Origin of the sequence: Shewanella putrefaciens (genome assembly GCF_016406305.1) — a bacterium.
GTDB lineage: Bacteria > Pseudomonadota > Gammaproteobacteria > Enterobacterales > Shewanellaceae > Shewanella > Shewanella putrefaciens_C.
Window position 1 is genome coordinate 3,805,796 of sequence record NZ_CP066369.1, and the last position, 20,054, is coordinate 3,825,849.

Annotated in this window: 22 protein-coding genes; 5 read left to right on the plus strand and 17 right to left on the minus strand. The window is 46.4% G+C overall.

The window, feature by feature from the left end:
* Nucleotides 1-19 precede the first annotated feature (19 nt).
* The 5 genes from parE to nudF are packed head-to-tail and all read right to left on the minus strand — an operon-like array spanning nucleotide 20 to nucleotide 4,476.
* Nucleotides 20-1,906, minus strand: coding sequence for a DNA topoisomerase IV subunit B (gene parE / locus JFT56_RS16570; RefSeq protein WP_198781097.1), 1,887 nt, complete (start codon nucleotides 1,904-1,906; stop codon nucleotides 20-22).
* Nucleotides 1,907-1,962: 56 nt separating this feature from the next.
* Nucleotides 1,963-2,538 carry a YqiA/YcfP family alpha/beta fold hydrolase gene (locus JFT56_RS16575; RefSeq protein ID WP_198781098.1) on the minus strand — a complete coding sequence of 192 codons (576 nt, stop codon included), beginning with the start codon at nucleotides 2,536-2,538 and terminating at the stop codon, nucleotides 1,963-1,965.
* A gap of 26 nt (nucleotides 2,539-2,564) precedes the next feature.
* A complete protein-coding gene (cpdA, locus tag JFT56_RS16580; RefSeq protein WP_198781099.1) occupies nucleotides 2,565-3,404 on the minus strand; it encodes a 3',5'-cyclic-AMP phosphodiesterase in 840 nt (279 codons plus the stop codon).
* A gap of 15 nt (nucleotides 3,405-3,419) precedes the next feature.
* Nucleotides 3,420-3,860: a DUF1249 domain-containing protein gene (locus JFT56_RS16585; RefSeq protein WP_198781100.1), complete on the minus strand. Its 441-nt coding sequence runs from the start codon at nucleotides 3,858-3,860 to the stop codon at nucleotides 3,420-3,422.
* 13 nt (nucleotides 3,861-3,873) lie between these two features.
* On the minus strand, nucleotides 3,874-4,476 hold the full coding sequence (nudF, locus tag JFT56_RS16590; protein ID WP_198781101.1) for an ADP-ribose diphosphatase: 603 nt from the start codon (nucleotides 4,474-4,476) through the stop codon (nucleotides 3,874-3,876).
* Nucleotides 4,477-4,719: 243 nt separating this feature from the next.
* On the opposite strand from nudF, the gene tolC reads away from it, so the two are divergent.
* Nucleotides 4,720-6,027 (plus strand): outer membrane channel protein TolC, encoded by a 1,308-nt coding sequence (gene tolC, locus JFT56_RS16595; RefSeq protein WP_198781102.1) that lies wholly within the window; start codon nucleotides 4,720-4,722, stop codon nucleotides 6,025-6,027.
* Between the two features lie 66 nt (nucleotides 6,028-6,093).
* Here tolC and JFT56_RS16600 read toward each other — a convergent pair whose 3' ends face one another.
* The 3 genes from JFT56_RS16600 to JFT56_RS16610 are packed head-to-tail and all read right to left on the minus strand — an operon-like array spanning nucleotide 6,094 to nucleotide 8,296.
* Nucleotides 6,094-6,831 (minus strand): TIGR04219 family outer membrane beta-barrel protein, encoded by a 738-nt coding sequence (locus JFT56_RS16600; protein ID WP_198781103.1) that lies wholly within the window; start codon nucleotides 6,829-6,831, stop codon nucleotides 6,094-6,096.
* Between the two features lie 2 nt (nucleotides 6,832-6,833).
* On the minus strand, nucleotides 6,834-7,802 hold the full coding sequence (locus JFT56_RS16605) for a DUF2333 family protein (RefSeq protein ID WP_198781104.1): 969 nt from the start codon (nucleotides 7,800-7,802) through the stop codon (nucleotides 6,834-6,836).
* Nucleotides 7,803-7,813: 11 nt separating this feature from the next.
* Complete coding sequence (locus JFT56_RS16610) at nucleotides 7,814-8,296, minus strand: copper chaperone PCu(A)C (protein WP_198781105.1); 483 nt, start codon at nucleotides 8,294-8,296, stop codon at nucleotides 7,814-7,816.
* 34 nt (nucleotides 8,297-8,330) lie between these two features.
* Between JFT56_RS16610 and JFT56_RS16615 the strand changes: the two genes are divergently transcribed.
* Complete coding sequence (locus tag JFT56_RS16615) at nucleotides 8,331-9,068, plus strand: enoyl-CoA hydratase-related protein (RefSeq protein WP_198781106.1); 738 nt, start codon at nucleotides 8,331-8,333, stop codon at nucleotides 9,066-9,068.
* 166 nt (nucleotides 9,069-9,234) lie between these two features.
* Here JFT56_RS16615 and JFT56_RS16620 read toward each other — a convergent pair whose 3' ends face one another.
* The 3 genes from JFT56_RS16620 to dusA form a co-directional block, all read right to left on the minus strand.
* The gene (locus JFT56_RS16620; protein ID WP_198781107.1) at nucleotides 9,235-9,435 is read right to left on the minus strand and encodes a PspC domain-containing protein; all 201 of its coding nucleotides are present in this window, start codon (nucleotides 9,433-9,435) and stop codon (nucleotides 9,235-9,237) included.
* A gap of 153 nt (nucleotides 9,436-9,588) precedes the next feature.
* Entirely contained in the window at nucleotides 9,589-9,879 is a 291-nt protein-coding gene (locus JFT56_RS16625; protein WP_198781108.1) for a hypothetical protein, read from the minus strand.
* Between the two features lie 211 nt (nucleotides 9,880-10,090).
* Nucleotides 10,091-11,035 carry a tRNA dihydrouridine(20/20a) synthase DusA gene (gene dusA, locus JFT56_RS16630; protein ID WP_233095615.1) on the minus strand — a complete coding sequence of 315 codons (945 nt, stop codon included), beginning with the start codon at nucleotides 11,033-11,035 and terminating at the stop codon, nucleotides 10,091-10,093.
* A gap of 680 nt (nucleotides 11,036-11,715) precedes the next feature.
* Between dusA and JFT56_RS16635 the strand changes: the two genes are divergently transcribed.
* Complete coding sequence (locus JFT56_RS16635; RefSeq protein ID WP_198781110.1) at nucleotides 11,716-12,180, plus strand: chemotaxis protein CheX; 465 nt, start codon at nucleotides 11,716-11,718, stop codon at nucleotides 12,178-12,180.
* Between the two features lie 253 nt (nucleotides 12,181-12,433).
* Here the strand turns inward: JFT56_RS16635 and alr are convergent, their stop codons facing one another.
* Both alr and dnaB read right to left on the minus strand, forming a co-directional pair.
* Complete coding sequence (gene alr / locus JFT56_RS16640; RefSeq protein ID WP_198781111.1) at nucleotides 12,434-13,510, minus strand: alanine racemase; 1,077 nt, start codon at nucleotides 13,508-13,510, stop codon at nucleotides 12,434-12,436.
* Nucleotides 13,511-13,605: 95 nt separating this feature from the next.
* Entirely contained in the window at nucleotides 13,606-15,012 is a 1,407-nt protein-coding gene (gene dnaB / locus JFT56_RS16645) for a replicative DNA helicase (protein WP_007650417.1), read from the minus strand.
* A 118-nt stretch (nucleotides 15,013-15,130) separates the two neighbouring features.
* Here dnaB and JFT56_RS16650 point away from each other — a divergent pair, with 118 nt between their 5' ends.
* Entirely contained in the window at nucleotides 15,131-17,329 is a 2,199-nt protein-coding gene (locus JFT56_RS16650) for a S46 family peptidase (protein WP_198781112.1), read from the plus strand.
* Nucleotides 17,330-17,594: 265 nt separating this feature from the next.
* Here JFT56_RS16650 and rplI read toward each other — a convergent pair whose 3' ends face one another.
* Genes rplI through rpsF form a run of 4 tightly spaced genes read right to left on the minus strand, consistent with a single transcriptional unit; the run spans nucleotide 17,595 to nucleotide 19,036 of the window.
* Nucleotides 17,595-18,047 (minus strand): 50S ribosomal protein L9, encoded by a 453-nt coding sequence (gene rplI, locus JFT56_RS16655; RefSeq protein WP_011790674.1) that lies wholly within the window; start codon nucleotides 18,045-18,047, stop codon nucleotides 17,595-17,597.
* A gap of 40 nt (nucleotides 18,048-18,087) precedes the next feature.
* Nucleotides 18,088-18,315 (minus strand): 30S ribosomal protein S18, encoded by a 228-nt coding sequence (rpsR, locus tag JFT56_RS16660; RefSeq protein WP_006083042.1) that lies wholly within the window; start codon nucleotides 18,313-18,315, stop codon nucleotides 18,088-18,090.
* 11 nt (nucleotides 18,316-18,326) lie between these two features.
* On the minus strand, nucleotides 18,327-18,632 hold the full coding sequence (gene priB, locus JFT56_RS16665; protein WP_198781113.1) for a primosomal replication protein N: 306 nt from the start codon (nucleotides 18,630-18,632) through the stop codon (nucleotides 18,327-18,329).
* A gap of 8 nt (nucleotides 18,633-18,640) precedes the next feature.
* Nucleotides 18,641-19,036 carry a 30S ribosomal protein S6 gene (gene rpsF / locus JFT56_RS16670; protein ID WP_011790676.1) on the minus strand — a complete coding sequence of 132 codons (396 nt, stop codon included), beginning with the start codon at nucleotides 19,034-19,036 and terminating at the stop codon, nucleotides 18,641-18,643.
* Between the two features lie 213 nt (nucleotides 19,037-19,249).
* On the opposite strand from rpsF, the gene JFT56_RS16675 reads away from it, so the two are divergent.
* Nucleotides 19,250-19,993, plus strand: coding sequence for a DUF481 domain-containing protein (locus JFT56_RS16675; protein WP_198781114.1), 744 nt, complete (start codon nucleotides 19,250-19,252; stop codon nucleotides 19,991-19,993).
* The last annotated feature ends 61 nt before the right edge of the window (nucleotides 19,994-20,054 follow it).

Sequence of the window (20,054 nt, forward strand, 5' to 3'; positions counted from 1 at the left end):
TCGGCAATCTTGCACAACATTAAAGTAACGCCATGTCGCCCTTATCCTCGAGCCAAGATTTACGATCGGGCGAACGTTTCTTCGCAAGCAGCATATCCATCAAAGAATCCGTTTCTTCAACATCATCAATAGTCAACTGTACTAAACGACGGGTGTTAGGGTCCATAGTCGTTTCACGTAATTGGAGCGGATTCATCTCACCCAAGCCCTTAAAACGTGTCACTTGGACCTTACCTTTCTTATTTTCCGCGCTAATACGGTCGAGAATACCTTCTTTTTCTGCTTCATCTAAGGCGTAATAAACGTCCTTACCAATATCGATACGAAACAGTGGTGGCATGGCTATGTAGACATGGCCCTGTTCGACGAGTACGCGATAATGCTTTAAAAACAAGGCACACAATAGTGTAGCAATGTGCAATCCGTCGGAGTCTGCATCAGCGAGAATACAAATTTTGCCGTATCTTAACTCCGAAATATCACTGCTGTCGGGATCGCAACCAATAGCGACCGAAATATCATGGACTTCCTGAGAGGCGAGTACTTGTGATGCATCCACTTCCCACGTGTTTAAGATTTTCCCACGCAGCGGCATAATGGCTTGGAATTCACGGTCCCGCGCCTGCTTAGCACTCCCGCCAGCAGAATCCCCTTCCACGAGGAATAGCTCACCGCGCATGGGATCTTGGCCGCTACAATCGGTGAGTTTTCCCGGCAATGCGGGGCCAGAAGTCACCTTTTTACGTGCTACTTTTTTCGCGGCTTTTAGACGGCGCTGGGCATTGTTAATACACATTTCGGCCAAGGATTCGGCCAGTTCTGTATTTGAGTTTAGCCACAGGGAAAAGGCATCACGTACTATGCCAGAGACAAAAGCCGAGCACTGGCGGCTGGAGAGTTTCTCTTTAGTTTGCCCTGCAAATTGCGGATCCTGCATTTTCACCGACAGAATAAAAGCCGCTCTGTCCCAAATATCCTCCGGGGATAATTTAATCCCTCGGGGGATTAAATTTCGAAACTCACAGAATTCACGCATGGATTCGAGCAGGCCCTGGCGAAAACCATTTACATGGGTGCCACCAAGGGGGGTGGGAATAAGGTTAACATAACTCTCGTTGATCGACTCGCCGCCTTCAGGCAACCAAGTGATAGCCCAGTCGGCCGCCTCAATTTGCCCCTTAAAACTGCCAACGAAGGGTTCTTCGGGCAACATCAGGTTATCGCCGACAGCGGTTTTAAGATAATCAGTTAAACCACTTTCATAAAACCATTCATGTACTTCATTGGTATGCTTATTGGTAAATTTGATCCGTAAACCTGGGCAGAGTACGGCCTTAGCACGCAGTAAATAAATCAGTTTGGAATTAGAGAAATTGGCCGAATCAAAATAACTCGGATCGGGCCAAAAATGCACGCTAGTCCCGGTATTGCGTCGACCACAGGTACCAGTGACCTTAAGATCTTCAACTTTAAAGCCATTTTCAAAAGCAATATCATAGACTTGACCATCCCGCCTTACCGTGACTTCGACCCGGCGAGATAACGCATTGACGACGGAAATCCCCACGCCGTGCAAACCACCGGAGAACTGGTAGTTTTTATTGGAAAATTTCCCCCCGGCGTGCAATTTAGTCAGGATCAACTCGACCCCAGGAATACCTTCTTCGGGATGGATATCCACTGGCATACCACGGCCATCATCGGTCACTTCGAGGGAATTATCGGTGTGCAGAACAACTTCAATTTTAGTGGCGTGGCCCGCTAAAGCTTCATCGACACTGTTATCTATGACCTCTTGGCCTAAATGGTTAGGTCTGGAGGTATCGGTATACATACCTGGACGGCGTTTAACAGGATCGAGTCCATTAAGGACTTCAATGGCGTCAGAGGTGTATTGATTCGTCATAGTGTACGCTATAAGTTGTTATATCCGGCCATGTTGCGGCTCTGGATGACTGTTTGTCAAGGTAAGTGTAAAAAATGGCTTACAGTTTGCAAATGCTGCCCATAACCCACAAAACTGTGATCGCCACCCGCTTCAATCCGTAATTGGCAATGGTGATATTTGTTCAGGGCTTCACGGTAGTCCAGCACTTCATCGCCCGTTTGCAATAGTACCAAAAAACGATCCGGATTGCGGATAACAGCGGTATTAAATTCAGCCACTTCCAGCTTATGTTTAGGCAAAACCTGATAATGCTGCCCAGTGTACGGATTAAACTGTGGCCCCATAAATTCGTCGAATAACTCGAAGGGCCTCACCGCAGGATTAACTAACACCGCACGTCCACCGTAGTGCTCGGCCAAATAACTGGCGAAATATCCCCCCAAGGATGAGCCTATATAAGTGAGAGGCTCATTTGCCTCTCGCGCCGCCATCACATATTCCAGCAACAGCGACATCGCGGCCTTAGGGGTATTGGGTAATTGGGGCTGATGAAAGGCTAGCGACGGATGATGCTGCGCCATATATTGCGCAGTCATCACCGCTTTATCGGAAAAAGGTGAACTGTTGAATCCGTGAATATAGAGCAGCATAGTTCCTCAAGCTGCGGTCACTCGCGTTAATAACCGCTGGAATCGTTGTCGGGGGAAAAATGGTTACCCGGTACGCGATACACATTGGTGCCGATGCTACCATCGGCCTTCAACTCCAGCAAACGATAACCCGGTTGCAGTCCGTCTAAGGCAAAATAAGGTGATAAAGGCTTAAATTGAATACAAGTAGAAGGTGTTGCCATGAGCTTCAGTGCGCCATGGGGCCCATCGTAGTGGGTGTCGATTCTCTGGTGTACATGCCCCCAGAGTAACCCTTTTACCTGTGGGTACTGGGACACTCGCGTTAAAAACTCGGCACCGTTGTCCATACAATGTTGATCTAGCCAAGTGCAGTTCACCAAAATGGGATTATGGTGCATCACGAGCAAGGTATGGTAATCAGGATGGGCGGCAATAGCCTGCTCAATCAGCTCGAACTGACTCTCGGCCATGTTGCCACCGGGCTTTCCCCGCACGGTTGAGTCCAACATCAAAATCTGCCATTTACCCGCCAAAATGCGCTGCTGACCAAAGATCTGCTCGCCCTGCATATGCAGAAACATGATCCGAGGATCATCGTGGTTCCCGGGGAGATAATGGCAGGGTAAATTGAGGGGTGTCACTGCTGTAACAAACTGACGGTATGATTCGGCCGAGTAATCTTGGCTTAAATCACCGGTAGCTAACATCAAATGTGCAGGATAGTCGACAGCCCTAATCGTATTAAGCACAGCGGCAAAACTTTTGCCTGTGTTGACTCCTAATAGCTGGGCCTCAGGATCGGCAAAAAGGTGTGGATCTGTGACTTGCACGATACGCACACTTTCTTCTTCAGCTATGGAGTAAGAGACAGCCTCTTTCAGCACATTGAATACCCAATTCTAAGACTGGCACACCAAACGTTGTTGGCATCCAATCTTCAATAACTCTTCCAGGAATGCATTTACCTGGTACTTTTCATCACTATGATACATGCGTAAATTGGGGTAATCATACACTGGGCGTAATTGGTAAATCTGTTGGCCAGTTAACACTTCTGCTAATTTAGCATCGTGGTAAATTCTCACTAACACCTTGGGAGTATTAACAAACTCTAGAATTTCGAGGGGGCGAGATATCTCAACCAATTGAGTATATTTGGTATTCTCTAAAATACGCACCACTAATATACCGAACTCACCTTCGAGCTGCCATGATTGATCAACGGTAATATCCAGTGGTAACCACTTCAGCATATAACCATAATTACGGCCGCACAGTGCTAGAAAGTCACTGACGTTCGGTTGGTAACGCGGTTTTTGATGCGAAGTCGAAGTAGCCAAATGTTTTTCCAACTTAAACCAGTTGCTGATAGTTTAATTGCAACCATTGCAATCCAATTACGGTCGATGCATTGTCTATTTCCCCCGCAACCACCCTATTATAGGCCTGTTCACGGTCTAAAACATGCAATCGAATATCTTCGTGTTCTTCTGCCAGTCCATGCAATCCACGGGCATGAGTGGAATCTACCTCGGCCCAATAGAAATAAAATCGCTCGGTACTGCCACCTGGGCTCGCTAAATAACTGTTCACATAGTGCATATTACTAGCAACTAGGCCAGTTTCTTCTAACAATTCACGGTGAGCGACATCGAGCGGCGATTCTTCGGGCGCAATCATACCTGCGACTAACTCCATAAGCCAAGGAGATTTAGAGGTTGCTAATGCAGGAAAACGCACTTGCTCAATCAATACGACCTGATCACGCTTGACGTCATAGGGCAACACGACCACAGCATGCCCCCGTTCAAACACTTCACGGGTGACGGGCTGGCTCCAACCGCCGGCAAAGAGCTTATGCTTAAACGTAAACTGTTCTAACGCAAAAAAGCCTTGGTACAATGATTTTTTTTCGAGAACTTCAATATCCGTTTGCGAAAAAACAGGTGGGGTCATACTCTATCCTTAAAAGTTGAATTTGCGTCTATTATCAAGGCAATTTGACACATTTTTAAAATAAAATCTGTTACACTTCGCATTTGACTTGAAAGTGTCGGAGTTTTTAGACTCTACGTCATTAAGTTTTAGCTGTATCGGGAAGCGTCGGGAAGCGCAAACCGCCTTGGTAAAGGCATTACTTAGTCTAAACGAAGTTAAAATATTTCTCCTTTGGGAGATTTTGTCTAATAAGGACAGCAAATGAAATTTAAGATCCGTTCTTTATGCGTAGCATTGACTCTCGCCGCTTCCGCTCAAGCGGTACAAGCAGATGATTTACTGCAAATTTATCAACAGGCACTGACTAACGACCCGCTCGTGTTGCAAGCCCAAGCTCAGCGTGATGCATTGTTCGAGAAAATTGAACAAAACCGGGCACCGCTGTTGCCAACCATTAGCGCCAATGTCGGCTATGACAAGGCGTGGAATGACCCACGGAATGACACTAGCGGTTTAACGGGTAGCATCAAACTTAACCAAGTGATCTATGATCACAGCGCTTGGGTGGGGTTAAGCCTTGCAGAAAAAGCCGCCTCTCAAGCCGATTCAAGCTATGCATCCGCTTTACAAACGCTTATCTCTAGAGTGACTCGGGCGTACTTCGATGTATTAACCGCTAAGGATAACTACGAGTTCCAGGGCGCCGAAAAACGTGCAATTGAACGTCAACTCGAACAAACCAAACAGCGTTTCGCCGTTGGTTTAACCGCGATTACCGACGTACATGAGGCCCAAGCTCAATATGACTTAGCCTCAGCCACTGAAATTTTAGCTGAAAATACCCTAGCCAATAGCTATGAAGCCCTGCGTGAAATCACAGGTATCGATCACAAGACATTAAACGTGCTCGATACCAACCGTTTCTCTGCCGTGACTCCCGCACCAACGTCTTCAAGCGAATGGTTAAAGATTGCTGAAACAAACAGTGTCGATCTTATGACCCAACGCATTGGTAAAGATATCGCTCAAGAGACTATCAGTCTCTACAAAGCGGGCCATATGCCATCGCTGAGCTTAAATGCAGGTTACAACAAAGGCCTTGAGCAAAAAACAGGTAGCATTAACGAGCCTGATTTTGACGATGTCAACGTTGGCGTTAACTTAAGCATTCCTATCTTTGAAGGCTTTAAAGTGACTTCACAAGTCAATGAAGCGCAATATCAATTCGTTGAAGCCAGTGAAAGACTAGAGCAAACCTACCGCAGTGTTGTGAAGAATATTCGCAATAACTACAACAACGTAGGTGCATCTATCAGCTCAATTCGTGCCTATGAGCAATCGGTGATTTCATCCGAGAGTGCGTTAAAAGCGACTCAAGCAGGTTTTGAAGTGGGTACTCGTACTATCGTTGACGTATTGAACCGTACCCGTGATTTGTACGACTCAAAACGTAAATTATCCGATGCACGTTATAGCTATATCTACTCGATTGTCGCCCTAAAACAGGCGGCGGGTACATTGAATGAAGATGACGTTATCGCCATCAACAATGGCCTAAGAGCCGAGTAAGCGTCATCGCTCCATAAAAAAACCGCCAACTGGCGGTTTTTTTATGGGATTTATTAAAGGGGAGGATTAGAAATCAATTTCTACGCCCGCAAAATAACCATCGAACTTAGTGTCGGCACTGATCCCTGAGAAATTATTCACATCGAATAAAAATTCGCGGTAACCCACGCGCACACGAGTATCGACCGCAACACCATCAAACTCCCAGCCTAGGCCAACGGAGTAATCGTGTACGTTCGACTCATTGACACCGAGCATTAAATCCGCAAAACCAAATAGACCTAAGCCAGGCATACCAATATGAGTACTGGCATAGCCCATCACGATACCGCTATCGACATCTATCTCTTCTGGGTGGCCCGCGTCTTGTACGCGCATTGAACCATGCATCAGTTTATAGGCTGCGCCGAGATCGAATGACACTATGTCGTTGTCCAGCAGCTCATAATAAAGCACAAAATCGGTATTGCTTAAATCTGTATAGGACGTGACATTGCCATTGAAGACATTACCGTTAAAGTTGAAATCTTTAACCGATGCACTGCCTTTCTGATCTAGGCTGTTTTCACGAATTTTAACATTCGGAATAAAAGGCAACGGATGCTCAACCGCGAGCCAGTAACTGCCCTGGGCCGATGAACTGTAGTCAAAAGTTTGCTGCGGTTGGCCATCATCGGCAAAAGTACCGCTAGTATCGGCATCCCAATAGTCACCACCAATTTTAAACCCAACCACAGTGGCCGCTTGGGCCGAGGTGGCCATAAAAAATCCTAATACCGCACTGGCGAGGAGTGTTTTTTTCATAATTAACCTTGAGATAGCAAGTTCGTTAAGTCAATCACCGCGGCATTTGCACGGGATACATAGTTAGCCATAACCAATGAATGATTAGCGACTAGACCAAAACCACTGCCATTTAACACGACAGGGCTCCAGACAGTTTGCTGAGTCGCCTCTAACTCACGAATGATTTGTCTTAGGCTCACTTCAGCATTTTTCTTTTTCAAAACGTCGGCAAAATCGACTTCCACGGCACGCATAAAATTCAGCAATGCCCAAGAAGCGCCTCGGCTTTCATAGAAAACATCATCGATCTTCCACCAGCTAGTCTTGACCTGATGGCTCGCTAAATTGGGGGTCGATTGGCGGGCAGCGTTATCACCAGCCAAATCTGTATTAAGACGTTCTTGACCAACACTGGCCGATAAACGCTGAGACATACTGCCTAACCGCTTTTGCACCTCTTTTAACCATTCATTGAGATTGTCGGCACGGGCATAAAACTGCGCATCTTGGTTATTAGGGTCCATCATGCGGGCGCGGTACAATTTCAGTAGCTTAACACCATCGCGGTATTCGCTTTCGGCGCTCGGTACTAGCCAACTTGTATGGTCGATATTGAGCTTAGATTGGGCTTCACCTAAATCTTTATCGGCGGCCGATTGGGATTGGGAGCGACTAAACTCTTTGCGCATGATCAGTGCCAGATCGCGCGCCTGCTCGAGTGCGCCGTATTCAAAGGCGGGCATGTTATCCATAAAAATAGATGGTGGCATCACATCATTGGATAACCAACCACCCTGTTTATCCAGCAGGGTTTCTACTGTCAAAATCAATGAGGTTGTCGTAGCATAACCAACGACATTTTTATCAGTGGCCGTAAGCTGTTGAGGATTGATAGGATCGGGTTCGATACTCCACCACACGCTCATGCCATAACCGATTAAGACTAAAAATAAACCGACTCCGGTAACTTTTTTCCATGTAATTTGCATCAAGCGACTCCTTAATGATGGTGATGATGCTCTTGCTCTGCAGTATTTTCAGCTTGTTTGCTCACGGGTAATGTGATCGACATTTGTTCGCCGTCGTTAAACTGTAATTGCAGCTCCACTTTTTGATCCAAAACGAGGGGGGCCTTTAACCCCAACAGCATAACGTGCTCGCCCGATGGTGAGAGTATTAGTCTGCCGTGGGATGGGATATCAAAACCTTCGACCTGGCGCATTTTAACCATGCCTTGTTCTTCAATAATAGTGTGTAGCTGAGCTTCCTTTGCCACACTGGTTGATACGCCCGTCAGACGGACAGCTTTCTCGGTGTGGTTTTCGAGCGTAAAGTAGGCTGCGGTATTGGGTACAGTATCCGGCATAGCTCGGACGTGGCCTTCGGTCATAACCACACTCGCCAACACAGAAAATGATGCACAGGATAATGCGAGACAATTAAACATCTGTTTGAATATTGGTTTCAATGTCTTAAACTCCATGTCTACCCAATGTCGTCGTAAAGGAAAACAACCCATGAGTCATATACAGGTTCGGGATGATCAGGGCGTACGTATTATCAGCTTTAATCGCCTCGATAAACGCAATGCACTTGATCTTGATATGTATAAACAACTGACAGAATACCTGATCGAAGGTGAGGCAGACAACGACATTCGTGCCTTTATGCTCCACGGCCAAGATAATTGCTTTACCTCAGGCAATGATATTGCAGAATTTTTAAAAAATAGTGACTTAGGGCCAAACCATCCCGCGGTACGTTTCTTATTTTGTCTATTAGAACTCAAAAAACCTCTGGTCGCCGCCGTGTCAGGGGCTGCGATTGGTATTGGCACTACGGTACTGCTGCACTGTGATTTAGTGTACGCCGATAACACCGCAAAGTTTCAACTGCCCTTTGTCAACTTAGCGCTGGTACCCGAGGCGGGGGCAAGCTTACTTTTGCCTGAACTCGTGGGTTACCAAAAAGCGGCAGAACTACTGCTGCTCGGCGAAAGCTTCGATGCCAATACGGCCCACAGACTCAATATGATTAACGATATCATTGCCCAGGAAGAATTATTGAGTCACGCCCTCGCCCAAGCTAAAAAGCTGGCGAATCAGCCGCCACAGGCCCTGCAAACCACTCGCCAATTGATGCGACCACATAAAAACCGAGTGCAGCATCAAATGCATCAAGAGTTAGAGCAATTTAGTGTTAGGTTGAAGAGTGATGAAGCGAAAGCCAGATTTAAGGCTTTTCTTAAAAAGTAATACTCACTTAAATCGCAAAGCACTGACTATTGGCATGGGGGTCTAAACGCCCTCTTGTTGATAGCATCCCGCTACCCCATCGAAGCAATGGCAAAGTCCAATATGCCGCTCTGTATCGAATAATCTCAACATAAAAATCTATTAGCCGATATTTATCCCCATGGATTTATATCGGTTTCTTCCATTGGTCAACTAATAGCGCCAATACAAAGTAAATCAATAAACTCACACCAGGCATAAATACAATGGCTCCAGCCCATACTACGCGAGTCCAAAAACAGGACCAACCAAATTGCCACGCCATGCCAGCTGCAACACCACAGACTAACCGTTCTGGATTGTCCATCCGCACTTTAGCTCGTTTCATTTTAATCTCCCACATAGCAAGGATACTCACTCATTTATCGCTGTAACAATGCCACTGAAACCAGCAGATAATTCCTGAAAACAACGCAAGGCTAATCACTGGTAGCAGTAGCAAGGTCATTAGAGGGGCTACAAACCACATAGGCAGCTCCTATTACTTAGCGCTATATTCATCGCTTGTGGCCGATTCGTCTTTATTGTCGGCACTGAGGCTAAGCTGGCTATTAAAGTCATAGATACTTTCAGCAAGCTGAGTTTGTAGCGATAACACTAACTCACGTTTGGTGCTGGCGAGCAGTTCTTGTGCCTGGGTGCTCAGCGTTTGCTCGATGGCGCCCACAACATCCGATACTGGGGCTGCTTCGGCATGGACCGCTACACTACCCACTAACGCACCGATTAACATACTCACTTGAACTGATTTTTTAAGATTTAATGTAAACATGATGTCGTCCCTTTCGATTGATTAACTTGACATAGGGACTATTACAAAGGGCGTGCCAACTTATAAAAATATTTGTAATATATTGATATTATTATAAATAACATCAATATATTACAAAATACTATTACGAGCACAGCGTGAAAGAATAATGAAGTGGTGAAAAATGCTACTAACTTTAGCTAATTTCACCATCTTTTGATGTGAGCAAAAATCAATCAACAATCTCAGTCTGAATACTCTGCAATGCCTGTCTAACCACTTCAACACCCGCACCGTTTTTATGGGCATTTTCACTCAAATAACGACGCCAAGCGCGTGCACCGGGCAAACCTTGGAATAGGCCTATCATATGGCGAGTAATATGATTGAGCCGCCCACCGGATTGAAGATGGGCTTCAATATAAGGCAGCATTGCCTCAATAACGGCTTCACGGCTGATCACCTCCCTTTGACGACCACAGAGCACTTGGTCCACCTCAGCGAGAATATAAGGATTCTGATACGCCTCGCGCCCCATCATCACGCCATCAAGTTGTGCTAAGTGTTCTTTTGCCTGCGCAAGTGTTGTCACGCCACCATTGATACTGATGTTTAGTAAGGGGTAATCACGCTTGAGTTGATAGACGCGCCCATAATCGAGCGGCGGGATCTCGCGGTTTTCCTTCGGACTTAAGCCCGAAAGCCAAGCCTTACGGGCGTGAATGATAAAATCATCGCACCCTTTTGCCTGTACAATATCAATAAATTGAGTCAGAAATTCATAGCTATCTTGGGCATCAATCCCGATGCGAGTTTTTACGGTAACTGGAATATCAACCACTTGCTTCATGGCATCGACGCATTCAGCCACTAATTCGGGCTCAGCCATCAGGCAAGCACCAAAGCGACCATTCTGCACTCGATCCGAAGGGCATCCCACATTGAGGTTAACCTCATCATAACCCCGCTCGGCCGCCAATTTAGCGCAGCGAGCTAGATCAGAGGGATTGGAGCCCCCTAACTGCAACGCCAGCGGATGCTCTTCTTGGTTATAGGCTAGGTAATCCCCACGGCCATGCAAGATCGCCCCTGTCGTCACCATCTCGGTATATAACAGGGCATTTGCCGACATTAAACGGGCGAAATAACGGTAATGACGATCAGTCCAATCGAGCATCGGTGCAATGGAAAAGGTGCGATCGAGCCTAAAGTTATCAATATTACTATTTTTCAACACGTTACTATCAACTCTGGTGATGGGAATTCGTCAGTCATGGTTCCGTTTATACGGATGAGTCATTCTAAATTAAGGCGTCAAATTCGTCTTAACTTAGGATCTAACCCCAAGCTTAAAAACGGAAAAACAGCAAACGAGCTAACGTTTGCTGTTTTATATGCCCCACAAGGCTCGCTGCAGTATAACCTAAATTGGCCGTCTTGGGGAGGTTAAGCCCCATCGCAAATCATCTTCTACCTAGGAGCTTGGAGCCATCATTCCTCGCCTTGGCGACTCTCTGATTGATTGAAAATTAAGGTGAGCAAAATGCAAAAAACCATGCAATATCAGCCCATGGTTAAACTTGTTGTTGGTTGAAAATACCTAAAAAGCCAAAAACTTTGCAGCATCGGCTCTTATGCGTCACTATGAATAGGGCTAAAGGTATCAATATCTAGACGGTTTTTTGATTTATAGGGGCCTAAAACATCAGATAAATCGTTAAATTAGGCGCACATTTCTATTTGTCTCATCTAAGCTGATAGAGTGTGATCAAGATTGCTGTGGTTAAGCAATTTTTCTACTAGCCTTAAACGTATCATTAGTCGGTGGCTTAGACTCAAAAGAGGACAAACTTAGGCATGAACGTTAATTTTATTAATCCTTTCCTGCAATCCCTACTCAATGTCATTTCAACTATGGCGAGTATGGATTTAACGCCGGGTAAACCCCAAGTGAAAACCGACAACTTAGCCAAAGGTGACGTTTCTGGTTTAATCGGCATGGTGGGGCCACAGACTAAGGGTTCGCTGTCGATTACGTTTGAGCAAAAGCTCGCTCTGCAAATTATGCAAAATATGCTGGGAGAAAACCCAGGCAAGATTAATGAGGAAGTGACAGATCTTGTCGGAGAAATAACCAATATGGTTACAGGTGGTGCTAAAAACCTTTTAGGGCAAAAAGGCTACGAGTTTGAGATGGCCACCCCTATGGTGGTTTCGGGAAAGGGACATACCATTTCCCATAAGGCTAACGGCACTAAAATTATCATGCCATTCACTAGTCCTTACGGCACAGCCTTTATCGAAATTTGTTTTGAAAACTAATTTTCAACATTAGCTTTTATCGCCGCTCAGTCTAGGCAATCCTGTGCCCTTATCTTAAAAATGACCCCAAGCTACTGTATGCCAGGGCAACGCACTCGCGTGCCAAATGCATTAATCACCCAGTCTACCCAGCATCCATGCTCATAAGTGCGCAGCTATGTTTATCTCATATAAAGTGAAGCACACCTTTATAAAGTAAAGAGCCCCTTGTGATACTAAACTCTTCTATAGCGCGACTATTCAAACCCTATGATTAAGCCAAACACACAGCAACCCTAGGGGTGAGCTTAGTCACTAATTCGTAAGCGATAGTGCCAATATGTTCGGCAACTTCTTCTACCGGTAGTGCTTGCCCCCAGAGTAAAACATCGTCACCGACTTTATCCTGGGCACCCTGACCTAAATCGACGGTCAACATATCCATAGACACTCGGCCAACAATAGGAACCCTGCGGCCATTGACCCACACGGGTGTCCCTTCGGGCGCGTTACGGGGATATCCATCGCCATAACCAATAGCGACAACGCCTAAACGGGTATCTTGCTTGGCCGTCCAATAACAGCCATAGCCTACGGGTTGATCCGCTTTATGATCACGCACGGCGATAAGCCGCGAGACGAGATTCATCGCGGGGATAAGCCCATGATTTGCACCACAATCCCCCGCAACGGGTGATACACCATAGAGGGCGATACCGGGTCTAATCCAATCCCCTTGGCTTTTAGGCCAATAGAGCGCTCCCGCCGAGTTCGCTAAGGTCCTAAACCCCGGTAAACCTGCGGTTAAGGCGTTAAAGGCCGCCATTTGTACTTCTGTGTACGGTTTTTCAGGTTCATCGGCACAGGCAAAATGGGTCATCAAATGGATGGGTTTCGCCACATTAGCGCACGCGACCAAGCGAGCATAAACCGCAGGAAATTGCTCAGGCGTCACCCCTAATCTGTGCATACCAGAATCGACTTTAAGCCAGACTGTGACGGGTTTACTAAGCTTGGCCTGCTCTAACATTTCAATTTGTGACTCATGGTGAACCACAGTATCTATATCGTGGGCAACCAGTAAGGGTAAATCGGTCCCACGAAAAAAACCCTCGAGCAATAGCAAGCGTGCCTTTACACCACCAGCACGCAACTCCAAGGCTTCTTCTAAACGGGCTAAGCCAAAACCATCGGCACTGACGAGGCAGTTGGCGACATTCAGTAATCCATGTCCATAACCATTAGCCTTAACAACAGCCATCACTTGGCTTGCGCTTGCCTGCTGACGCAGCACGGCCAAGTTATTTTGCAGTGCACTACTGCTAATTTCTGCACGGGGAAAAGGTTTCAAAATTTACTTTGCCTATTTTGGAAAAAGTCAGGAAATAAAAAGCCAGAGAAATAAAAAGAATACATAAGCTTTGCTTATCTTCTATCGCCACACACTTAATCTTCTTCAAACTGCGGACCAGCATAATTATCGAAGCGAGAATACTGACCTTGGAAAGTTAAGCGCACCCGGCCGATGGGGCCGTTACGCTGCTTACCGATAATGATTTCGGCCGTGCCTTTGTCTGGAGAATCGTTGTTATACACTTCATCGCGGTAAATAAACATGATGAGATCCGCATCCTGCTCGATAGATCCCGATTCACGTAAGTCCGAGTTGACCGGACGTTTATCGGCCCGCTGTTCAAGCGAGCGGTTAAGCTGGGACAAAGCAATAACGGGGATCTCAAGCTCTTTAGCTAATGCTTTGAGAGAGCGAGAAATTTCGGCAATTTCTAGGGTACGGTTATCCGATAAAGCGGGCACCTGCATTAGCTGCAGGTAGTCGACCATGATCATCGACAGGCCGCCGTATTCACGGGCGATACGGCGGGCGCGGCTACGCACTTCGGTCGGGGTAAGCCCCGAGCCATCGTCAATATACATTTTACCCTGCTCGAGCATGATGCCCATGGTCGATGACACCCGCGCCCAATCTTCATCATCTAGCTGACCGGTACGGATTTTAGTCTGATCGACGCGCCCCAAGGAGGCGAGCATACGCATCATAATCTGTTCCGAGGGCATCTCGAGACTGAAAATAAGCACAGGCTTGTCTTCGTTCATCGCCGCCTGTTCACAGAGGTTCATCGCAAAGGTCGTTTTACCCATAGATGGACGGGCGGCCACGATAATCAAGTCGCCGGATTGGAAGCCTGCGGTCATTTTATCCAGATCGCTAAAACCACTCGACACCCCAGTCACCCCATTATGTGGGTTATTATAGAGCTGCTCTATCTTATCGACGGTTTTTTCAAGAATGGTTTTAATGCCCTCGGGACCTTCATTGGCATTAGTGCGTTGCTCGGCAATCTTAAACACTTTACTTTCAGCCAGATCGAGCAAGGCACTCGAGTCTCGACCTTCGGGATTGTAGCCCGCATCGGCAATTTCATGGGCTACACGGATCATTTCCCGCACGACGGCACGCTCGCGAACAATTTCAGCGTAGGAGACAATGTTGCCAGCACTGGGAGTATTTTTAGCAATTTCACCTAAGTAGGCAAAACCGCCCGCCTCTTCAAGCTGATTTTCAAGCTCAAGTTGTTCGGATACTGTGATCAAATCGATGGGCTGACTGGTTTCCACTAAGCGGTGCATCGCCGCGAAGATCATCCGGTGCGAGCGCGAGTAAAAATCTTCTTTTACCACGGTTTCAGCCACTTTATCCCAAGCGTCGGCGTCTAACATTAGGCCGCCTAATACCGATTGTTCAGCCTCAATAGAATGCGGTGGCAGCTTGAGTCCATCGAGCTGCAAATCCCTTGGCTTACTTTTAGGCTTAAAAGCACCTTGTTGTGACATTAACACTCCCGATTTCCAACAACTTAACAAAATATGATATAAAACCCGTGTCAAGCAACAGGTGGTTTACCTGTTATCCTGTTTCAACGGACACTCTAACAATCAATAAGGAAAGAACATGCGTATTGCATTGGTTGCGGCCTTAGTTTTGACATCCGGCATAGCGAATGCCGACGAAGGACAATGGCAACCTTATCAAATGCCTTCAATTGCAGACAAACTCAGTGAACGCGGAATCGATATTCCTGCTGAAAAACTGGCCGATCTCACAAGCTATCCAATGAACGCCGTTGTAGGGCTGGGCTATTGTACCGCCAGTTTTGTCTCCCCCCAAGGGCTAGTTGTAACAAACCATCATTGCGCCTATAAGGCGATACAATATAACACTAAGCAAGAACATAACTATCTAGAACAAGGCTTTTTAGCGACATCCATGGACAAGGAGCCCTCAGCCGGTCCTAACGAGCGTTTATACATCACCGAAGCTGTGACTGATGTCACCAGCGAAGTGACTAAAGACTTAAGCCAAGATCCCCTACAACGCTACGAAGACATTGAAAATCATAGCAAAGCCTTGATCAAAAGCTGTGAGGCCGATGCCAATTACCGCTGTAATGTCCGCAGCTTCCATAACGGCCTAGAATACTACTTAATCAAGCAATTGATGATCCGCGATGTGCGCTTAGTGTATGCACCGCCCGAAAGTGTCGGCGGCTACGGTGGTGATATCGATAACTACGAGTATCCACGCCACTCGGGGGATTTTGCCTTCCTACGCGCTTATGTGGGCAAAGACGGTAAACCAGCAGCCTACAGCGAAGATAACATCCCTTACACGCCCAAGAGCTACCTTAAAGTCAATGCCGATGGCGTAAAGGCTGGCGATGGCGTGTTTGTGGCGGGCTATCCTGGCACCACCAGTCGTTACAATCTCACCAGCGAACTTAAATTTGCCAGCGACTGGCTCTACCCAACGCAGGCAAAACGTTATCAATTACAGATTGATACTATCGAAGCCATGGGTCAGGAAGATGCCGACATCGCGATTAAATATGCGGGCAATATGGCGTCTATGGCTAACCGGATGAAAAAGCTCAACGGTCTGCTGGCGGGCTTTAAAGCCACGGATATCATCGGCATTAAGCAGCAACGTGAAGATGACTTTCTGGCTTGGTTAAAGAAAAACCCTAGCCTTAATCAAAATCTTATCAGCGAACTAGAAGTGTTACTGGCCGAGCAGCAACTGCAAACCCAAACCAATTATTACTTCACCAATGCCCAATCGAGCACTTTGCTCACCGCGGCAAACAACCTCTATCGCTTAGCCAAAGAAAAGCAAAAGAGCGATGCGGAACGTGAAATCGGTTACCAAGAGCGCGATTTGGCCATGTTTAGCTCGCGTCTAAAACGTATCGACTCTAGCTTTCACATTAATGTCGATAAAACCCTTTGGCTACAGGACTTAAATGCCTATTTATCGCAGCCAAATCGTGTTGCCGCCTTAGATAATATGCTTAAACTCGACGATATGAACGTGAGTTTAGAGGCTAAACTCGCTGGCTTATATTCGCTGACGACGCTGACAGATCAGGCTCAACGTCTGGCATGGATGGACGCCGATGCCAAAGCCTTTGAAACCAGTAGCGATCCCTTTATTTGCCTAGCAGTCGCACTCTACGACACCAATATGGCCCAGGAAAAAGCAGAAAAAATCCTTGCGGGTAAATTGTCTACCGCTCGCCCTGCTTACATGGCTGCCGTTATCGACTACTACAAAGCCAACAACTGGCCAGTGTATCCCGACGCTAACGGTACGCTACGCATCAGCTACGGCATGGTCGATGGTTACCAGTCCCGCGATGCGCTGTACAAACAGCCCTTTACTCGCCTCGATGGCATAGCCGCCAAACACACAGGTGTTGAGCCCTATAATGCCCCGAAAAAACTGCTCGATGCGATTAACGGGCAGCGTTTTGGCGATCACTTAGTCAAATCCGTGTATCAAGATCCCCGTGGCTGGATTTGCCGTCTATTCTCTTGCTTAGATAAGCCTGAAGAGTTTAACTCAGTGCCGGTTAACTTCTTATCGAGTGTAGATACCACGGGTGGCAACTCAGGTTCGCCCGTCTTTAACGGTAAAGGAGAACTCGTTGGCCTTAACTTCGACTCCACCTATGAGGCGATTACCAAGGATTGGTTCTTCAATCCGACCATCACCCGCGCAGTTCACGTGGATATCCGTTATATCCTATGGATGATGGATGAAGTCGACCATGCCGATAATCTGATTAAAGAACTGGATTTAGTGAGAAATTAACCTTCTAAGCTAAATCAGTTGCACTAGACAAAAAACCGCTCACTGTTATGCAATGAGCGGTTTTTATTTGGGCGAGCACTTTAGCCACTTATGCACTGTAAGATTGAATAAGTGCCGACATGACTCCCCGCATTCATTCCCAATCAAGCCGCATTCAAGTCAATATCCAGCTGCTATCAGCTATATCATGGCGTCCAACATTGAATTTCAGCCATAAAAAAACACCGCCGAAGCGGTGTCTTTTTAGATTTAAAGCGAGTCGTAATTAAGCTTCAGCAACGATAGAAACTTTAACAACAGCTTTAACTTCAGTGTGTAACTGAACTTCAACTTCGAAGTCGCCAGTAGTACGCAGAGCGCCTAATGGTAAACGAACTTCTGATTTAGCCAGCTCAACACCAGCAGCAGTAACTGCATCAGCGATGTCACGGTTGCCAACTGAACCAAACAGTTTGCCTTCATCACCGGCTTTAGAAGCGATAACAACCGCTTCCAGTGCAGTGATTTTCTCAGCGCGTTGGTTAGCAGCAGCTAATTCAGCAGCTAATTTAGCTTCTAATTCAGCGCGACGAGCTTCAAATACTTTAACGTTGCTTTCGTTAGCAACAACAGCTTTACCTTGTGGCAGCAGGTAGTTACGAGCGTAACCAGCCTTAACTACAACTTGGTCACCCAAGTTACCTAGGTTAGCGATTTTATCAAGCAGAATAACGTTCATTATCAAATCCTCTATATTCGATTAAGAATTAATACTGCAATTACTGATGTAAATCAGTGTATGGCAGTAGAGAAAGATAACGAGCACGCTTGATAGCGCGAGCTAGTTGGCGCTGATATTTAGCACTAGTACCAGTGATACGGCTTGGAACGATCTTGCCGCTTTCAGTGATGTAGTTCTTTAAAGTAACGATATCTTTGTAATCAATTTCTGCAACACCTTCAGCGGTGAAACGGCAGAACTTGCGACGACGGAAATAACGTGCCATGTGACAGTCTCCTAAGTTTTCAATTCGACATTTTCGGCATGGATGACTAAGCGATTTTGACCATTTCTACCCTGTTGAAGGGTCATAAAGCCTTGCACTTGCACTTCCACACCTGCTTTCAGATTGTCTGCGACGCTTTCAAAGCGCGGGCCACTCAATATCACTTGTATTTGTACGTAGACGTTGCGGAGCATTTCGGCTTCATAACGCTGCGACTTGTGTTCCAGCATAATCACACTGTGTGCGATCCCCGCTGGGCTTTTAAAGCGTCTGGAACGGGTTATGGTTCCGGACAACACCAAGCTATTGGTGGTCACAGATAAACTTACTCACCGATTTCTTCAGCGTGAGCTTCATCGTATGAGCGTTCGCCAGCTGGGCCACGACGTGAATCGCGCTCATCTCTAGCTCTAGCCATTGGAGATGCTTCAGTAACGGCAACTTTAGTACGCATTACCATGTTACGCAGAACTGCGTCGTTGAAACGGAAAGCTGTTTCTAGCTCTTCGATCGTCTCTGCAGGTGCTTCAACGTTCATCAGAACGTAGTGAGCTTTGTGCAGATCTTGGATTGGGTAAGCCAGTTGACGACGGCCCCAATCTTCTAAACGGTGGATTGTGCCGTTAGCTTCGGTGATAACACCTGTGTAACGCTCAATCATACCTGGTACTTGTTCACTTTGATCTGGGTGAACCATAAATACGATTTCGTAATGACGCATTTATTGCTCCTTACGGTTATGTAGCCTCGTTATTGGCTCAGTCAAACCAAATGGAGGCAAGGAACGAAAAATAGTGACTGATTTGAGCGCGAGATAGTACAGAAAGCAGACGCGAAACTCAAGCAATAACTTTGCCTCGAGTGTCAATACGGGTATGATGGCGCCTCGCCCCCGTTCGGACAGCCAAAATCAGCCAACCAAGAATAAAATACAATGCTAAAAGTTATTGCTCCAATGAGTTTGTTTTGCCTCTCTTTCCCGGCAGTTGCGCTCGTTCCACCCGATTATCAGGAACCGCCCAGCGATTTTACTGCGGAAATCGAAGCGGGCTTGCAACTGAATACGGGCAATACTGAATCCAGCAGTTTTAATGGTCGAACCCAACTGATTTACGATACTAAGCAAACCAAACAAGAAGCCACGCTCAAGGCTTACTTTGCGTCCGAAAAAAGCGAAGTCACCTCAGAAAAATATGAGTTACAGTTACAGACCAACTATAAGCTCACTAAGGGTTATATCTTTGGCCGCGGAGATTTTACTTGGGATCAGTTCGGTAGTTACACACAAATATCTACACTTTCAAGCGGTTATGGTTTTAACGCTATCAATAGTTATAAAACTAAGCTCAGTCTCGAGGTCGGCCCAGGTTATCGATATAACATGCCAGCAGAGTCGGTCACTATCCCAGATCCTGATGCCGAAAAAGACGTCATTCTTCGTACCGCAGCAAAGTTCTCTCAAAAACTGCAAGAATATAGCAGTCTCAATGCCGATCTCACCGCCGAGGTGGGCGAGAATAACAACACCCTCACATTAGATATGAACTATAAGAATCTGGTGTTTCAAGATTGGGCATTTAAGATAGGTATGAACATCAAATATACCGAAATCGTACCAGAAGGAAGCCAGCAGACCGACACTATCACCACATTCAACCTGCTCTATACCTTTAGATAAATCCGATAGAAAGCGGCTTGGCTGAAATAATCCCCCCTCAGCCAAATCCCGTTGCAACACA

What these genes read in the sequence shown, in the direction of transcription:
- parE (WP_198781097.1), bottom strand. Translation starts at nt 1,906, where the DNA reads ATGACGAATCAATACACCTCTGACGCCATTGAAGTCCTTAATGGACTC.
- JFT56_RS16575 (WP_198781098.1), bottom strand. Translation starts at nt 2,538, where the DNA reads ATGCTGCTCTATATTCACGGATTCAACAGTTCACCTTTTTCCGATAAA.
- nudF (WP_198781101.1), bottom strand. Translation starts at nt 4,476, where the DNA reads ATGACCCCACCTGTTTTTTCGCAAACGGATATTGAAGTTCTCGAAAAA.
- tolC (WP_198781102.1), top strand. Translation starts at nt 4,720, where the DNA reads ATGAAATTTAAGATCCGTTCTTTATGCGTAGCATTGACTCTCGCCGCT.
- JFT56_RS16600 (WP_198781103.1), bottom strand. Translation starts at nt 6,831, where the DNA reads ATGAAAAAAACACTCCTCGCCAGTGCGGTATTAGGATTTTTTATGGCC.
- JFT56_RS16605 (WP_198781104.1), bottom strand. Translation starts at nt 7,802, where the DNA reads ATGCAAATTACATGGAAAAAAGTTACCGGAGTCGGTTTATTTTTAGTC.
- JFT56_RS16610 (WP_198781105.1), bottom strand. Translation starts at nt 8,296, where the DNA reads ATGGAGTTTAAGACATTGAAACCAATATTCAAACAGATGTTTAATTGT.
- JFT56_RS16615 (WP_198781106.1), top strand. Translation starts at nt 8,331, where the DNA reads ATGAGTCATATACAGGTTCGGGATGATCAGGGCGTACGTATTATCAGC.
- JFT56_RS16620 (WP_198781107.1), bottom strand. Translation starts at nt 9,435, where the DNA reads ATGAAACGAGCTAAAGTGCGGATGGACAATCCAGAACGGTTAGTCTGT.
- JFT56_RS16625 (WP_198781108.1), bottom strand. Translation starts at nt 9,879, where the DNA reads ATGTTTACATTAAATCTTAAAAAATCAGTTCAAGTGAGTATGTTAATC.
- dusA (WP_233095615.1), bottom strand. Translation starts at nt 11,035, where the DNA reads ATGCTCGATTGGACTGATCGTCATTACCGTTATTTCGCCCGTTTAATG.
- JFT56_RS16635 (WP_198781110.1), top strand. Translation starts at nt 11,716, where the DNA reads ATGAACGTTAATTTTATTAATCCTTTCCTGCAATCCCTACTCAATGTC.
- dnaB (WP_007650417.1), bottom strand. Translation starts at nt 15,012, where the DNA reads ATGTCACAACAAGGTGCTTTTAAGCCTAAAAGTAAGCCAAGGGATTTG.
- JFT56_RS16650 (WP_198781112.1), top strand. Translation starts at nt 15,131, where the DNA reads ATGCGTATTGCATTGGTTGCGGCCTTAGTTTTGACATCCGGCATAGCG.
- rplI (WP_011790674.1), bottom strand. Translation starts at nt 18,047, where the DNA reads ATGAACGTTATTCTGCTTGATAAAATCGCTAACCTAGGTAACTTGGGT.
- rpsR (WP_006083042.1), bottom strand. Translation starts at nt 18,315, where the DNA reads ATGGCACGTTATTTCCGTCGTCGCAAGTTCTGCCGTTTCACCGCTGAA.
- rpsF (WP_011790676.1), bottom strand. Translation starts at nt 19,036, where the DNA reads ATGCGTCATTACGAAATCGTATTTATGGTTCACCCAGATCAAAGTGAA.
- JFT56_RS16675 (WP_198781114.1), top strand. Translation starts at nt 19,250, where the DNA reads ATGCTAAAAGTTATTGCTCCAATGAGTTTGTTTTGCCTCTCTTTCCCG.